15 protein-coding genes are annotated in these 14,466 nt (G+C 59.9%); 11 read left to right on the top strand and 4 right to left on the bottom strand.

What is annotated here, in order from left to right:
- The first annotated feature begins 2 nt into the window (after positions 1-2).
- The 3 genes from cysN (at position 3) to HWW83_RS18545 (ending at position 2,468) form a co-directional block, all read left to right on the top strand.
- Positions 3-1,430, top strand: a complete 1,428-nt coding sequence (gene cysN / locus HWW83_RS18555) for a sulfate adenylyltransferase subunit CysN (protein WP_033641884.1) — start codon at positions 3-5, stop codon at positions 1,428-1,430.
- A complete protein-coding gene (gene cysC, locus HWW83_RS18550) occupies positions 1,369-2,058 on the top strand; it encodes an adenylyl-sulfate kinase (protein WP_079656228.1) in 690 nt (229 codons plus the stop codon). The genes cysN and cysC overlap by 62 nt, the downstream gene beginning before the upstream one ends.
- An 83-nt stretch (positions 2,059-2,141) precedes the next feature.
- A complete protein-coding gene (locus tag HWW83_RS18545) occupies positions 2,142-2,468 on the top strand; it encodes a DUF3561 family protein (protein WP_033641885.1) in 327 nt (108 codons plus the stop codon).
- A 52-nt stretch (positions 2,469-2,520) separates the two neighbouring features.
- Here HWW83_RS18545 and HWW83_RS18540 read toward each other — a convergent pair whose 3' ends face one another.
- From HWW83_RS18540 to HWW83_RS18530, 3 genes are all read right to left on the bottom strand, one after another.
- Positions 2,521-3,243 carry an amino acid ABC transporter ATP-binding protein gene (locus tag HWW83_RS18540; protein ID WP_033641886.1) on the bottom strand — a complete coding sequence of 241 codons (723 nt, stop codon included), beginning with the start codon at positions 3,241-3,243 and terminating at the stop codon, positions 2,521-2,523.
- On the bottom strand, positions 3,227-3,946 hold the full coding sequence (locus HWW83_RS18535; RefSeq protein WP_042706788.1) for an amino acid ABC transporter permease: 720 nt from the start codon (positions 3,944-3,946) through the stop codon (positions 3,227-3,229). The genes HWW83_RS18540 and HWW83_RS18535 overlap by 17 nt, the downstream gene beginning before the upstream one ends.
- 114 nt (positions 3,947-4,060) lie before the next feature.
- Entirely contained in the window at positions 4,061-4,831 is a 771-nt protein-coding gene (locus HWW83_RS18530) for a basic amino acid ABC transporter substrate-binding protein (protein WP_033651644.1), read from the bottom strand.
- A 403-nt stretch (positions 4,832-5,234) separates the two neighbouring features.
- Between HWW83_RS18530 and ftsB the strand changes: the two genes are divergently transcribed.
- The 8 genes from ftsB (at position 5,235) to rpoS (ending at position 11,540) form a co-directional block, all read left to right on the top strand.
- A complete protein-coding gene (ftsB, locus tag HWW83_RS18525; protein WP_016929043.1) occupies positions 5,235-5,555 on the top strand; it encodes a cell division protein FtsB in 321 nt (106 codons plus the stop codon).
- Between the two features lie 3 nt (positions 5,556-5,558).
- Positions 5,559-6,266 (top strand): 2-C-methyl-D-erythritol 4-phosphate cytidylyltransferase, encoded by a 708-nt coding sequence (gene ispD, locus HWW83_RS18520; protein ID WP_004932598.1) that lies wholly within the window; start codon positions 5,559-5,561, stop codon positions 6,264-6,266.
- Between the two features lie 10 nt (positions 6,267-6,276).
- Complete coding sequence (gene ispF, locus HWW83_RS18515) at positions 6,277-6,750, top strand: 2-C-methyl-D-erythritol 2,4-cyclodiphosphate synthase (RefSeq protein WP_004932594.1); 474 nt, start codon at positions 6,277-6,279, stop codon at positions 6,748-6,750.
- 4 nt (positions 6,751-6,754) lie between these two features.
- Positions 6,755-7,801, top strand: a complete 1,047-nt coding sequence (truD, locus tag HWW83_RS18510) for a tRNA pseudouridine(13) synthase TruD (protein ID WP_089196592.1) — start codon at positions 6,755-6,757, stop codon at positions 7,799-7,801.
- Positions 7,782-8,543 carry a 5'/3'-nucleotidase SurE gene (surE, locus tag HWW83_RS18505; protein WP_033641889.1) on the top strand — a complete coding sequence of 254 codons (762 nt, stop codon included), beginning with the start codon at positions 7,782-7,784 and terminating at the stop codon, positions 8,541-8,543. Before truD ends, surE begins: the two co-directional genes overlap by 20 nt.
- Positions 8,537-9,163, top strand: coding sequence for a protein-L-isoaspartate(D-aspartate) O-methyltransferase (locus HWW83_RS18500; RefSeq protein WP_033641890.1), 627 nt, complete (start codon positions 8,537-8,539; stop codon positions 9,161-9,163). The genes surE and HWW83_RS18500 overlap by 7 nt, the downstream gene beginning before the upstream one ends.
- A gap of 325 nt (positions 9,164-9,488) precedes the next feature.
- Positions 9,489-10,487 (top strand): murein hydrolase activator NlpD, encoded by a 999-nt coding sequence (nlpD, locus tag HWW83_RS18495; protein ID WP_033641891.1) that lies wholly within the window; start codon positions 9,489-9,491, stop codon positions 10,485-10,487.
- 54 nt (positions 10,488-10,541) lie between these two features.
- On the top strand, positions 10,542-11,540 hold the full coding sequence (gene rpoS, locus HWW83_RS18490; protein ID WP_019455119.1) for an RNA polymerase sigma factor RpoS: 999 nt from the start codon (positions 10,542-10,544) through the stop codon (positions 11,538-11,540).
- A gap of 79 nt (positions 11,541-11,619) precedes the next feature.
- On the opposite strand, the gene mutS is transcribed toward rpoS, so the two are convergent.
- Positions 11,620-14,175: a DNA mismatch repair protein MutS gene (mutS, locus tag HWW83_RS18485; protein ID WP_089192564.1), complete on the bottom strand. Its 2,556-nt coding sequence runs from the start codon at positions 14,173-14,175 to the stop codon at positions 11,620-11,622.
- Between the last annotated feature and the right edge of the window lie 291 nt (positions 14,176-14,466).

The following is a 14,466-nucleotide window of genomic DNA, read 5'->3' as shown; positions in this document are numbered from 1 at the left end:
GGATGAACAACGCAATTGCACAACAAATCGCTGACCAGGGCGGCGTCGAATCTTACCTGCACGCGCAGCAGCACAAGAGCCTGCTGCGCTTTCTGACCTGCGGCAGCGTCGACGACGGCAAAAGCACCCTGATCGGCCGCCTGCTGCACGATACCCGCCAGATCTACGAGGATCAGCTATCGACGCTGCACAGCGACAGCAAACGCATCGGCACCCAAGGCGAGAAGCTCGATCTGGCGCTGCTGGTGGACGGTCTGCAGGCCGAGCGCGAGCAGGGCATCACCATCGACGTGGCCTATCGCTACTTCTCGACCGAAAAACGCAAGTTTATCATCGCCGATACCCCGGGGCATGAGCAGTACACCCGCAACATGGCCACCGGTGCCTCTACCTGCGATCTGGCGATCCTGCTGATCGACGCGCGTAAAGGGGTGCTGGATCAGACTCGCCGCCACAGCTTTATCGCGACCCTGCTGGGCATTCGCCATCTGGTGGTCGCGGTAAACAAAATGGATCTGGTGGACTATCAGGAAGCGGTGTTCGAGCAGTTCAAACAGGATTACCTGACCTTCGCCCAGCAGCTGCCAGGCGATCTGGACATCAAGTTTGTGCCGCTGTCGGCGTTGGACGGCGACAACGTGGCGAGCGAAAGCGCCCATATGCCGTGGTACAGCGGCCCGACGCTGCTGGAAGTGCTGGAGAGCGTTGACGTGGTCAGCGAGCGAGAAAACCAGCCGCTGCGCTTCCCGGTGCAGTACGTCAACCGCCCGAACCTCGATTTTCGCGGTTATGCCGGCACGCTGTCCGCCGGCGTGGTGCGTGTGGGGCAACGCATCAAAGTGCTGCCTTCCGGCGTGGAGTCCAGCGTGGCGCGCATCGTGACCTTCGACGGCGATCTGCCTGAGGCGGTGCCGGGCGAAGCGATTACGCTGGTGCTGAAGGATGAAGTGGACATCAGCCGGGGCGATCTGCTGGTCGACGCCGGCGAAAGTCTGCAGGCGGCGCAGAGCGCGCTGGTAGACGTGGTATGGATGGCCGAGCAGCCGCTGGTGCCGGGCCAGAGCTACGACATCAAGATCGCCGGTAAAAAGACCCGCGCGCGCGTGGAGAGCATCCGTCATCAGGTGGAGATCAATACGCTGGCGCAGCATCCGGCCGACACGTTGCCGCTCAACGGCATCGGATTGGTGGAGCTGACCTTCGACGAACCGCTGGTGCTGGACAGCTACCAGAGCAATCACGACACCGGCGGGCTGATCTTCATCGATCGCATGAGCAACGTCACGGTGGGCGCCGGGCTGGTGCGTGAAACGCTGCAGGCCGCATCGGCGGCGCGCGGCGAATTCAGCGCCTTCGAGCTGGAGCTGAATGCGCTGGTGCGCAAGCACTTCCCGCACTGGGGCGCGCGCGATCTGCTCGGTGGCCGATAAGGTGGCCGCTGAACTGAGGGCGACCGGGCCGGACGATGAGAACGTGGTTTGGCATCCGCACGCGGTGACGCGCGCGGATCGCGAAGCGCGCAACGGCCATCGCGGCGCGGTGCTGTGGTTTACCGGGCTGTCCGGTTCGGGCAAATCCACCGTCGCCGGCGCGCTGGAGCAGGCGCTGCATGGGCTCGGCGTCAGCACCTACCTGCTGGACGGCGATAATGTGCGCCACGGCCTGTGCCGCGATCTCGGCTTCTCCGACGAGGATCGGCGCGAGAACATTCGCCGGGTGGGGGAAGTGGCCAAGCTGATGGTGGATGCCGGGCTGGTGGTGCTGACCGCATTCATTTCGCCGCACCGCGCCGAACGGCAGATGGTGCGTGAGATGCTCGGCGACGATCGCTTTATCGAGGTGTTTGTCGATACGCCGTTGGCGATCTGCGAGGCGCGCGATCCGAAGGGATTGTATAAGAAAGCGCGCGCCGGCGAGCTGCGCAATTTCACCGGTATCGACGCGGTTTACGAGGCGCCGCAGCAGCCGGAAATCCACCTTGATGGCCAACAATTGGTAACAAATTTGATTGCGCAATTGTTAGACGTGTTGCGTGGTCAGGCTATTATCAAACCCTGAATTCAAAAAAGCGTGTGGCGTTTTTCGCCATGCGCTTTTTACTCTAAGCCGCCGCAGAGCGAGCCGAATAACCAGGGATCACTATGCAAAATGTCACGCCTATCTTGATCGACTCCAAGCAGTCAAAACAGGAGAAAGAGGAGCCTTCTTATTCTTTCCTGGGCGGCGTCAGCGGCTTTGTTTTCTACTGGCTGGCGTTCGCGTTGCCGTTTTTGGTTTACGGTTCCAATACGCTGTTTTTCCTGCTTTATACCTGGCCATTCTTCCTGGCGCTAATGCCGCTGTCGGTGCTGATCGGCATCACCCTCAGCATGCTGCTGCGCGGCCGTCTGATCTTGACGCTGCTGCTGACCGGTGCCGTTGTGCTGTGCCTGTTCTGGCTGGTGTTCAGCTTCCTGACCGGGTGGTGAGAGAGTGGGCGCCGAGGCCGGCGCCCGCAGGATTGCAAAGCCGTGCCGAAGGTTACAAAACTTTGCTCAAAAATGCCTGAGTGCGCGGATTGGACGGGTGACTGAAGATCTGCTGCGGCTGCCCCTCTTCCTGAATGATCCCCTGATCGATAAACAGTACCCGGTCGGCCACCTCGCGGGCAAAGCCCATCTCATGCGTGACGACCACCATGGTCATGCCCTCATGGGCCAGCGATTTCATCACCGCCAACACTTCGCCCACCAGCTCCGGATCGAGCGCGGAGGTCGGTTCGTCGAACAGCATGATTTTCGGCCCCATCGCCAGCGCGCGGGCGATCGCTACCCGCTGCTGCTGGCCGCCGGACAGGCTGTTGGGATAGGCGTCGATTTTGTCGAGCAGGCCGACCTTGCGCAGCAGCTGTTCCGCTTGCGCGATGGCTTCGGCGCGCGGCAGTTTTTTCACGCTTACCGGCGCCATGATGATGTTTTCCAACACCGTCATGTGCGGGAACAGGTTAAAGCGTTGGAACACCATGCCCACGCTTTCACGCATCTTGTTCAGGTCGGTTTTCTGATCGTGGACGGCGAAGCCATTCACCTCGATCTCGCCGCCGGAGAGCGTTTCCAGCGCGTTGATGCAGCGCAGGAAGGTGCTTTTACCGGAGCCGGAGGGGCCGATGACGCACACCACTTCGTTGGCGGCGATCCGGCAGGAAATGCCGCGCAGCACGTGGCTTTCACCGAACTGTTTTTGCAGGTTATGTACGCGAATCACTTTTACCGAACCTCTTTTCCATGTGTTGCACCAGCAGCGAAAGCAGGAAGGTGATGACCCAATAGACCAGCGAAATGGTCAGGTAGGGCTCCCAATAGGTGGCGTAGGCGCCGGAGACGGTGCGGGCGGCATAGGCCAGATCCGCCAGGCCGATGGCGGAGGCCAGCGACGAATCCTTGACGATGGCGATGGCGTTGTTGCCCAGCGGCGGCAGCATGCGCCGGAAGGCTTGCGGCAAGATAACCTGGCGCATGGTCTTGCCGTAGCTCATGCCCAACGAGCGCGATGCTTCCATCTGGCCGCGGTCGATCGATTGGATCCCGGCGCGGAAGATCTCCGACACATAGGCGCCGGCGTTGAGCGTGATCGCCACCACGCAGGAGAGAAAGGCGCCGTAGTCGGCGCGCAGCGCGCGGGCGAAGTCGACGCTCATCAGGCCGCTGGTGACCAGCAGGCCGTCGCGCGGGTTGATGAACAGCGGCACCAGCGCAAAGTGGACCACCATGATCTGCACGAACAGCGGGGTGCCGCGAAAGGCGCTGATGTAGATGCGTACCGGCCACTGAACGCCGTAATGCAGGATGGGTTTCCAGATGCCGTGCGGCGCCTGCGCCAAGCGCCCCAGACCGAGGATCAATCCCCAGGTGGTGCCCAGCAGCACGCAGATAATGGTGCATTTGATGGTCATCCAGGCGCCTTCCATAAACAGCGGCGCGTATTCCTGGATGATCTCCCAGCGGAAGTTCAAAGGGTATTCCTTCTTGGTATGCTGAAACGGTGGCGCGCCGACGGCCTTGCGGGCGCCGGCGGCAGGGCATTATTCCGCCGGCAGCGTCGGTACGTTGCTGTCGAACCAGGCTTGGTAGATCTTGGCGTAGGTGCCGTCGGCGATGATTTTCTTCAGGCCGGCGTTGATTTTGTTGCGCAGCTCATCGTTGCCTTTGGCGACGGCGATGCCGAAATACTGACGTTCGAACTTGGCGTCGGGCACCAGCTTGAAGGCTTTCTCAGGGTGGGTTTTGATGTAGAACTTGGCCACGCCGACGTCGCCGACCGCCGCGCCGATGCCGTCTTCATACAGCTCTTGCAGCATCAGCGGGGTATTGTCGAAGCGTTTGATGGCGGTGCTGTTTTTGCCCAGTGCGTCGGACACCACGATGTCGCCGGTGCTGGAGTTCACCACGCCGACCTTCAGCGCTTTCAACGCGGCAATGGAGTCTACCTTCGAGTCTTGCGGCACCACGATGGCCTGCTCTGCCGGGAAGTAAGGCGCAGAAAAATCAACCATTTGTTTGCGTTTATCGGTGATGGTGATGCCGGAGATGATGATATCGCGATCGCCGGAATTCAGCGTGGCGAAGATCCCTTCCCACGGCGTATTGATCAGTTTTATTTGAAAACCTTCGGCCTTGGCTACGGCTTTGATTATGTCGATGTCGAAACCTTCCAGCTGCTTTTGGCTGTTTTCAAATTCGAACGGCCGATAGGTGCCGCCGGAGCCGACGACGTAGGTAGGTTCAGCCGCCAACGCGGCGGTGGAGAAGGTGGCGGCCAGGCAGGCGCCGATCAGAACTAAACGTTTTAACATCGCGATCCCCGATAATGAATGGTTATATATTGGAATTATTTATGCACTATGAGTGCATAAAAATAAGCTTCAATGAATGAAAGTGCAACCACTGCATGAGGATTATTCTTTCTATGGTGTTAAATATTCACTTCTTGCTTTGCCTTGGCGTAAGCGACGGGTCAGGACGCGATGGTGCAGTGATTCTTGCTGCATAATGGGGGAAGGGCAGTGTGTGTATCAGCGGAAAACGCGGCGCGCGCGCCGGACTAAAGCGGCTTTTTTTGCCGCTTTCGCAGCGGAATTAGGCGCTGAACATGGGAATCCTTCATCCGTATTCTGAATTTGGCGTTGAAATGCCGCTCTCAGTGTGGAGTCCAACGAGAAGTTGTGGGATGATTGGTCGGTTTTTCAGGGGGCGGAGATGGGAAAACTTACGCTGCTATTGCTGGCATTGCTCGGTTGGTTACAGTATTCACTGTGGCTGGGCAAAAATGGTATTCACGATTACGTGCGGGTCAATGAAGACGTTGCGGTCCAACAGGGCAACAACGCGAAGTTGAAAGCGCGTAACGATCAGCTGTTTGCCGAAATCGATGATTTGAACGGCGGTCAGGAAGCGATCGAAGAGCGAGCGCGTAATGAGCTGGGCATGATCAAGCCCGGTGAGACTTTCTATCGTCTGGTTCCTGACCAATCCAGACGCAACGCGGCGTCTTCCTCGCAAAATAACGCACAAAAATAACGCATGAATCACTCCGCAGGCACCTTTCCCTCGGTGATTGCCGTCCTACCCGCTGCCGGTATCGGCAGCCGCATGCAGGCGGAATGCCCGAAGCAATATTTAACCATCGGCCGGCACAGCATCGTCGAACACGCTATCCATGCCCTGTTGCGCCACCCGCGCATTGAACGGGTGATCGTGGCGATCGGCCCGGAAGATCGTCAGTTCGAACGGCTGCCCATCGCTCAGGATCCGCGGGTGACCGTCACCGAGGGCGGCAAACAGCGCGCCGATTCGGTGATGGCCGGGCTGAAGCTCGCGGGTGATGCGGACTGGGTGCTGGTGCACGACGCTGCGCGCCCCTGCCTGCATGCCGACGATCTCGAGCGCCTGTTGGCGATCACCGCACACAGCAAGGTGGGCGGCATTCTCGCCGCGCCGGTGCGCGACACCATGAAGCGCGCCGAACCTGGCCGCGACACCATCGCCCACACCGTTGAACGACAGGATCTGTGGCATGCGCTGACGCCGCAGCTGTTTCCGCTGCCGCTGCTCAAGCAGTGCCTGCAGCGCGCGCTGGATGAAGGCGCAAACGTCACCGACGAAGCCTCGGCGCTGGAGCATTGCGGTTATCATCCGCTGCTGATCGCCGGCCGGGCGGATAACATTAAAGTAACGCGGCCGGAGGATTTGGCGCTGGCGGCGTTCTATTTGACTCAGTTGGACAATTAAGGAGCGCACCATGCGTATCGGTCACGGTTTTGACGTACATAAATTCGGCGGCGAAGGCCCGTTGGTGATCGGCGGTGTTCGCATCCCTTACGACAAAGGCTTGTTGGCCCACTCCGACGGCGACGTTGCGCTGCACGCCGCGACCGACGCCTTGCTGGGCGCGGCGGCGCTGGGCGATATCGGCAAGCTGTTCCCCGATACCGATCCGGCCTTCAAGGGCGCGGACAGCCGCGAGCTGCTGCGCGAAGCCTGGAAGCGCATCCGCGCCAAAGGGTACCGCCTCGGCAACCTCGACATCACGATTATTGCCCAGGCGCCGAAAATGGCGCCGCACATCCCGCAGATGCGCGTCTTCCTGGCGGAAGATCTGCAGTGCCATATGGATGACGTCAACGTGAAGGCCACGACCACCGAGCAGCTCGGCTTCACCGGGCGCGGCGAGGGCATCGCCTGCGAAGCGGTCGCCTTGCTGATCAAGGAATAACCGCATGGATATGGCGAATCTGACCTGGCTGCATGGCCAGCCGCAGAGCACCGGGGTGTTGAAAGCCAATCCGGAAGACTTCGTGGTGGTGGAAGACCTGGGCTTTGCGCCGGACGGCGAAGGCGAGCATGTGCTGGTGAACATCCGTAAAAACGGCTGCAATACCCAGTTCGTGGCCGACTATCTGGCGCGCTTCGCCGGTATTCACGCCCGTTCCGTCAGCTATGCGGGCTTGAAGGATCGCCACGCGGTGACCGAACAGTGGTTCTGCCTGCATATGCCGGGCAAAGACACGCCGGATTTCTCACAGTTTGCGCTGGAAGGCTGCGAGGTGCTCTCGTTCGCCCGCCACCTGCGCAAAATGCGCATCGGCAATCTGAAGGGCAACCACTTTACGCTGGTGCTGCGCCAGATTTCCGATCGTCAGGACGTTGAGCGCCGCCTGCAGGCTATCGCCGCGCAGGGCGTGCCAAACTATTTCGGCAGCCAACGCTTCGGCCGCGGCGGCAACAATCTGGTGATGGCGCGCCGCTGGGCGAACGACGAAATCCGCGTTAAAGAGCGCAGCAAGCGCAGCTTCTACCTTTCCGCCAGCCGCAGTGCGCTGTTCAATCTGATAGCCGGCCGGCGCCTGGCCGACGGCCTGCAGCGCACCGTGCTGGAGGGGGATGCCCTGCAGTTGAGCGGCCGCGGTAGCTGGTTCGTCGCCAAAGCCGATGAGCTGGAGACGTTGCAACAGCGGCTGGATGCCGGCGAGCTGGCGATCACGGCTTCCTTGCCGGGCGACGGAGAGCCAGGCACCGCCGGCCAAGCCTTGGCTTTTGAACAACAATGCTTGGCGAAACAACCGGAATTGCTTACGCTTTTAAAGCGCGAGCGTGTCGAACCCGCTCGCCGGGCCCTGCTGTTGCAGCCGCAAAATTTGCAGTGGAACTGGTGGGATGACGTTACCGTGGAACTGCGCTTCTGGTTGCCGGCAGGCAGCTTTGCTACCAGCGTGGTTCGCGAAATCATGCAGCAGGATAACAGTGATGCGGATATTGCTGAGTAACGATGACGGCGTCAGCGCCCCAGGCATTCAGGTGCTGGCAGCGGCGCTGCGGGAGTTTGCCGAGGTGCAGGTCGTGGCGCCTGATCGTAACCGCAGCGGTTCTTCCAATGCCCTGACGCTGGAGTCGCCGTTGCGCACGCAGACGCTGGCCAACGGCGATATCGCGGTGCTGCAGGGGACGCCGACCGACTGCGTTTATCTTGGCGTCAACGCATTGATGCGCCCTGCGCCGGATATCGTGGTCTCCGGCATTAACGCCGGACCGAATTTAGGCGATGACGTCATCTATTCCGGCACCGTCGCGGCGGCGATGGAGGGCCGGCACCTGGGGCTGCCCGCGCTGGCGGTGTCGCTGAACGGTCACCAACACTACGCGACTGCTGCGGCCATTACCTGCCGCATCTTGCGTGCGCTGCAGCGTGAACCGTTACGCACCGGAAAAATCCTGAATATTAACGTGCCGGATTTGCCGCTGGCGGAGATCAAAGGCCTGCGCGTCACTCGCTGTGGCAGCCGCCATCCCGCCGATAAGGTCTTCTGCCAGCAGGATCCGCGTGGACAAAATCTCTACTGGATCGGGCCGCCTGGTGATAAATTTGATGTCGGGCCGGATACCGACTTTGCGGCGGTGGAACAAGGCTATGTGGCGATCACGCCGCTACAGGTGGATCTGACCGCCTACGCGGCGCAGGAAGTCGTGAAAACATGGTTAACCAAGGCAGAGGTTAGCGGGGAATGGTGAACAAGCGTATGCAAACATTGCTGACGCAGCTGCGTCAGCAAGGGATCCGGGACGAAAAGCTGCTGCGAGCGATCGAAGCGGTGCCGCGCGAGCGTTTTGTCGACGAAGCGCTGGATCACAAAGCCTACGAAAACACTGCATTACCGATCGGTTCCGGTCAGACCATTTCTCAGCCCTATATGGTGGCGCGGATGACCGAGCTGCTGAATCTGAAGCCTACTTCACGGGTGCTTGAGATCGGCACCGGTTCCGGTTATCAAACCGCCATTCTGGCGCATCTGGTGCAACACGTTTGTTCCGTCGAGCGCATCAAGGGGCTGCAGTGGCAGGCCAAGCGCCGCCTGAAGCAGCTCGACCTTCATAATGTTTCCACTCGCCACGGCGACGGCTGGCAGGGCTGGGCGTCGCGCGGCCCGTTCGATGCGATCATCGTCACTGCCGCGCCGCCGGAGATCCCGCAGGCGCTGGTTGAGCAGTTGGACGACGGCGGCATTTTGGTGTTGCCGGTGGGCGAGCATGCCCAAACCCTCAAACGCATTCAGCGCCATGGCAACGATTTCGTGGTCGACGCGGTAGAGGCGGTGCGCTTTGTGCCGCTGGTGAAAGGCGAATTGGCCTAGCGATTGTCTGATTTTTCGACCGTCTGAAAAATCTGTTGCACTTTCATCACGTGCGGATAAGGTTTTCTCGTTCCAATCAGGCTAATTTTCACTAGAATTGGCCTTTCTACGTAGTTGTCTTATGGTGCGGTGACGCCAATGTGGTTAGCATTGGCGCGCGTTTTGATGCTCCGGCGGGAGATGACCTGGCGTTCAGGGATCGGCCGGCGGCGCCTTTACATCGCAGAAACTGGGAAGTGGCAAAAGCTCGGCTACGATGTAAAGGGTATTTTGGATATATCACTGATATTGCTGTCATGGGGGAAGCATGAGCACGGGAAGCCCAATGATTACGTTACGCCGGGTTGCGGTGTGTACGATGGTAAGTTTGTGGTTGGCGGGTTGTACAAACACGGCCTCGACGTCAGCCCCTATCAGCAGCGTGGGCGGCGGCGGCGCCGTTCCATCCGGCAATAATAATGGCGGAGCGCAGCAGGCCAGCCCAGAGGGCCGCATTGTCTATAACCGCAGTTATAACGCTATCCCTAAAGGGAGCTACAGCGGCGGCGACACCTATACGGTCAAGCGCGGTGATACGCTGTTTTACATCGCCTGGATCACCGGCAACGATTTCCGCGACCTGGCGCAGCGCAACAATATTCCCGAGCCTTACAGCCTGAATGTTGGCCAAACCATTCAACTTGGTAATGGTTCTGCCAATGGCGGCGGCGGTATGCTGGCGACGACTGACGCGACCAAAGGCGGTGTTCCGAAGCCACCTTCCAGCACCCAGATCCAGACGGCAACGGTTGATTCTCAATCAACTAACGCGTATTCTGAAAACTCGGGTAAACAGAATGTAGGTAAGATGTTACCTGCAGCGGGCGCCGCAGCGGTTGGGACCGCGACTGCGCCTGTTACCGCACCGGAAGCCGCTCCACCAGTGAGCAGCACCGTCAGCAACAGCGCTCCGGTCAGTACCTGGAGATGGCCGACTGACGGCAAGATTATTGATAACTTTTCCTCATCAGAAGGTGGGAATAAGGGCGTCGATATCGCCGGTTCCCGTGGGCAGCCTATCTTCGCTACCGCCGATGGTCGCGTAGTGTATGCAGGCAACGCTTTACGGGGTTACGGTAATCTAATCATCATCAAACATAATGATGATTACCTGAGCGCCTACGCTCATAACGACACAATGCTGGTCCGGGAACAACAAGAAGTGAAGGCGGGTCAAAAAATAGCCACCATGGGTAGCTCCGGTACCAGTTCAGTACGTTTGCATTTTGAAATTCGTTACAAGGGGAAATCCGTAAACCCGCTGCGTTATCTTCCGCAGCGATAGATTGGGCAGAATACGCTGAGATTCTGCTCGCGGTATCACGGGTAGGAGCAGCATATGAGCCAAAATACGCTGAAAGTTAACGAGTTACATGATGATGCGGATTTCGACGAGAATGGAGCTGAGGCTGAGTCGTTTGATGAAAAAGCGCTGGTAGAAGAAGAGGCCAGCGAGAACGATTTAGCGGAAGAAGAGCTGTTGTCTCAAGGCGTTACGCAACGCGTATTGGATGCGACGCAGCTCTATCTGGGTGAGATCGGTTATTCACCTCTGTTGACCGCAGAGGAAGAGGTCTATTTTGCGCGGCGTGCTCTGCGCGGTGACGTGCCGTCCCGCCGTCGCATGATTGAAAGCAACCTGCGGCTGGTGGTGAAAATCGCCCGCCGCTACAGCAACCGCGGTCTGGCGCTGCTGGATCTGATCGAAGAGGGTAACCTCGGTCTGATCCGCGCGGTGGAAAAATTCGACCCGGAACGCGGTTTCCGTTTCTCCACTTACGCAACCTGGTGGATCCGTCAGACGATTGAACGGGCGATCATGAACCAAACCCGCACCATTCGTTTGCCTATCCATATCGTCAAAGAACTGAATGTTTATCTGCGCACCGCGCGCGAGCTTTCCCATAAACTGGATCATGAACCGAGCGCTGAAGAGATTGCCGAGCAACTCGACAAGCCGGTGGATGACGTCAGCCGCATGCTGCGCCTGAATGAGCGCATCACCTCGGTGGATACGCCGCTGGGCGGGGATTCGGAGAAAGCGCTGCTGGACATTCTGGCCGACGAGAAGGACAACGGGCCTGAAGACACCACGCAAGACGACGATATGAAGCAAAGCATCGTCAAATGGCTGTTCGAACTGAACGCCAAACAGCGTGAAGTGTTGGCGCGTCGTTTCGGCCTGCTGGGCTATGAAGCGGCGACGCTGGAAGACGTGGGCCGGGAGATTGGCCTGACGCGTGAACGCGTCCGTCAGATTCAGGTTGAAGGTCTGCGTCGCCTGCGTGAGATTCTGCAGATGCAGGGCCTGAGCATTGAGGCGCTGTTCCGCGAATAACGCCGGTTGTTGAACCGCATCAAATAAAAACGGTGAGCATGATGCTCACCGTTTTTTTATGCCCGCGTTTGGCGTCTGACTACACCATATTTTTCAGCCGGTAGATCCATTCCAGCGCCTGGCGCGGCGACAGGGAATCCGGATCCAGCGCCTCCAGGGCTTCTACTGCCGGCGAAGTCTCTTCCTGCAACAGCGTCATCTGGGTGGCATCAACGCTGCCCGACGCGGTGTGGCTGGAGATGGATTCCAGCTCGCGCAGCTTTTGGCGGGCGCGCTTGATGACGTCGCGCGGCACGCCGGCCAGCGCGGCGACCGCCAGGCCATAGCTTTTGCTGGCGGCACCGTCCTGCACGCTGTGCATAAAAGCGATGGTGTCGCCGTGCTCAAGCGCGTCCAGATGCACGTTGACCACGCCTTCCATTTTTTCCGGCAGCGTCGTCAGCTCGAAGTAGTGAGTGGCGAACAGCGTCATCGCTTTGATGCGGTTGGCCAGGTTCTCGGCGCAGGCCCAGGCCAGCGACAGGCCGTCGTAGGTGGAGGTGCCACGGCCGATTTCATCCATCAACACCAGGCTGTGCTCGGTGGCGTTGTGAAGAATATTGGCGGTTTCGGTCATCTCCACCATGAAGGTGGAACGGCCGGAAGCCAGATCGTCCGCCGCGCCGACGCGGGTGAAGATGCGATCCACCGGGCCGATGGTGGCTTTGGCAGCAGGAACGTAGCTGCCGATGTGCGCCATCAGCACAATCAGCGCCGTTTGCCGCATATAGGTGCTTTTACCGCCCATGTTAGGGCCGGTGATGATCAGCATGCGGCGCTGTGGCGACAGGGAGAGCGGGTTGGAGATAAACGGTTCGCTCAGCACCTGCTCCACCACCGGGTGGCGGCCTTCGGTAATGCGGATCCCCGGCTGGTCGCTCATGACCGGGCAGGCGTAGTTCAGGGTGTCGGCGCGCTCGGCCAGGTTGGCCAGCACGTCCAGCTCGGCCAGCGCGGCGGCGCTTTGCTGCAGTTCCGCCAGGTGCGGCAGCAGCAGATCGAACAGCTCGTCGTACAGGCTTTTCTCTATCGCCAGCGCTTTGCCCTTGGAGGTGAGTACCTTGTCTTCGTACTCTTTCAATTCCGGGATGATGTAGCGCTCGGCGTTTTTCAGCGTCTGGCGACGTACATAGTGGATCGGCACCAGGTGGCTCTGGCCGCGGCTCACCTGAATGTAGTAGCCGTGTACGCCGTTGAAGCCGACCTTGAGCGTATCCAGCCCCAGCTTTTCACGCTCGCGGATCTCCAGCCGATCGAGGTAGTCGCTGGCGCCGTCGGCCAGCGCGCGCCACTCGTCCAGCTCGCTGTTGTAACCGGGGGCGATCACGCCGCCGTCGCGCACCAGCACCGGCGGCGATTCAACGATCGCGCGTTCCAGCAGTTCGCGCAGCTCGTCGAACTGGCCTACCTGAGATAGCAGTTGCTGCACATGCGGCGTATCCACATCTTGCAGCACCGCGCGGATGTCCGGCAGTTGCTGGAAAGCATGACGCATGCGGGCCAGATCGCGCGGACGCGCAGTGCGCAGCGCCAGGCGCGCCAAAATTCGCTCCTGATCGCCCACCTGGCGCAGCGAAGGCTGCAGATCGGCGAACCGTTCCTGCAATGCGCCGATCGCCTGTTGGCGGGCGGTCAGCACCTTGATGTCTCGGGTCGGCATGTGCAGCCAGCGTTTCAGCATGCGGCTGCCCATCGGCGTGACTGTGCGATCGAGGATCGCCGCCAGCGTGTTGTCGCTGCCGCCGGACAGGCTCTGCGTCAGCTCCAGGTTGCGGCGGGTGGCGGCGTCCATGATGATGCCGTCCTGCTGACGCTCCATGGTGATGCCGCGAATGTGCGGTAGCGAAGTGCGCTGGGTATCTTTCACATACTGCAACAGACAGCCGGCGGCGCGCAGCGCCTGATGCGCCTGCTCGACGCCGAAGCCGGTCAAATCGCGGGTGCCGAACTGCAGGTTGAGTTGTTGGCGTGCGGTCTCCAGTTCGAATTCCCACAGCGGACGGCGGCGCAGGCCGTGGCGTTGTTCGATCAGCGCCATTTGTTCGAAGGTTTCCGGGTAGAGCAGCTCGGCCGGATTGGTGCGCTGCAGCTCGGCGGCCATGGTCTCTAGATCCTGCGGCTCGGCGACGCGGAAGCGGCCGGAGCTCACGTCCAGCGTGGCGTAACCGAAGCCGCGCGCATCCTGCCAGATCGCCGCCAGCAGGTTGTCCTGGCGCTCTTGCAGTAGCGCTTCGTCGGTGATGGTGCCGGGGGTGACGATGCGTACCACTTTGCGCTCGACCGGCCCTTTACTGGTGGCCGGATCGCCGATCTGTTCACAGATGGCGACGGATTCGCCGAGTTGAACCAGCTTGGCCAGGTAGTTCTCCACCGCGTGGTGCGGCACGCCGGCCATCGGGATCGGCTCGCCCGCCGAGGCGCCGCGTTTGGTCAACGAGATATCCAGCAGTTGGGAAGCGCGCTTGGCGTCGTCGTAAAACAGCTCGTAGAAGTCACCCATGCGGTAGAACAGCAGGATTTCAGGATGCTGGGCCTTGAGGCGCAGGTACTGCTGCATCATCGGCGTGTGCGAATCGAGTTTATCGGTGCTATTCATGCGATTATTTTTCCAATCCATTGAATGTAAAGGGAACTGTGATTTTCATTGTCGTCATTCGCTATCACATTGTTTCAGCAGGCGTCGCCCCACTCAGCGCTTGGCGGGCGGCGCAAATCAAATCATCAAAACGCCAAACGGCGCACTCAAACCTGAGGTTTGCACAGACGCTTATACTAGCCCAGCGGGCAATCGGCTGTCACAGGTAAAAATGGGAAGCGCTGCGCAAGACGGGTTTGTAACGCGGTGAGATTGTTGTTCGCCTGCGGGCAACAACGCAAGTGGCCGCCC

Origin of the sequence: Serratia ureilytica (assembly GCF_013375155.1) — a bacterium.
Lineage (GTDB): Bacteria > Pseudomonadota > Gammaproteobacteria > Enterobacterales > Enterobacteriaceae > Serratia > Serratia ureilytica.
This window is presented reverse-complemented; position numbering and strand designations above follow the sequence as displayed.

Excerpts from the sequence above, each read along its gene's own strand:
- cysN (WP_033641884.1), top strand. The coding sequence starts at position 3 with ATGAACAACGCAATTGCACAACAAATCGCTGACCAGGGCGGCGTCGAA.
- cysC (WP_079656228.1), top strand. The coding sequence starts at position 1,369 with ATGCGCTGGTGCGCAAGCACTTCCCGCACTGGGGCGCGCGCGATCTGC.
- HWW83_RS18545 (WP_033641885.1), top strand. The coding sequence starts at position 2,142 with ATGCAAAATGTCACGCCTATCTTGATCGACTCCAAGCAGTCAAAACAG.
- HWW83_RS18535 (WP_042706788.1), bottom strand. The coding sequence starts at position 3,946 with ATGGAAGGCGCCTGGATGACCATCAAATGCACCATTATCTGCGTGCTG.
- HWW83_RS18530 (WP_033651644.1), bottom strand. The coding sequence starts at position 4,831 with ATGTTAAAACGTTTAGTTCTGATCGGCGCCTGCCTGGCCGCCACCTTC.
- ftsB (WP_016929043.1), top strand. The coding sequence starts at position 5,235 with ATGGGAAAACTTACGCTGCTATTGCTGGCATTGCTCGGTTGGTTACAG.
- ispD (WP_004932598.1), top strand. The coding sequence starts at position 5,559 with ATGAATCACTCCGCAGGCACCTTTCCCTCGGTGATTGCCGTCCTACCC.
- ispF (WP_004932594.1), top strand. The coding sequence starts at position 6,277 with ATGCGTATCGGTCACGGTTTTGACGTACATAAATTCGGCGGCGAAGGC.
- truD (WP_089196592.1), top strand. The coding sequence starts at position 6,755 with ATGGATATGGCGAATCTGACCTGGCTGCATGGCCAGCCGCAGAGCACC.
- surE (WP_033641889.1), top strand. The coding sequence starts at position 7,782 with ATGCGGATATTGCTGAGTAACGATGACGGCGTCAGCGCCCCAGGCATT.
- HWW83_RS18500 (WP_033641890.1), top strand. The coding sequence starts at position 8,537 with ATGGTGAACAAGCGTATGCAAACATTGCTGACGCAGCTGCGTCAGCAA.
- nlpD (WP_033641891.1), top strand. The coding sequence starts at position 9,489 with ATGATTACGTTACGCCGGGTTGCGGTGTGTACGATGGTAAGTTTGTGG.
- rpoS (WP_019455119.1), top strand. The coding sequence starts at position 10,542 with ATGAGCCAAAATACGCTGAAAGTTAACGAGTTACATGATGATGCGGAT.
- mutS (WP_089192564.1), bottom strand. The coding sequence starts at position 14,175 with ATGAATAGCACCGATAAACTCGATTCGCACACGCCGATGATGCAGCAG.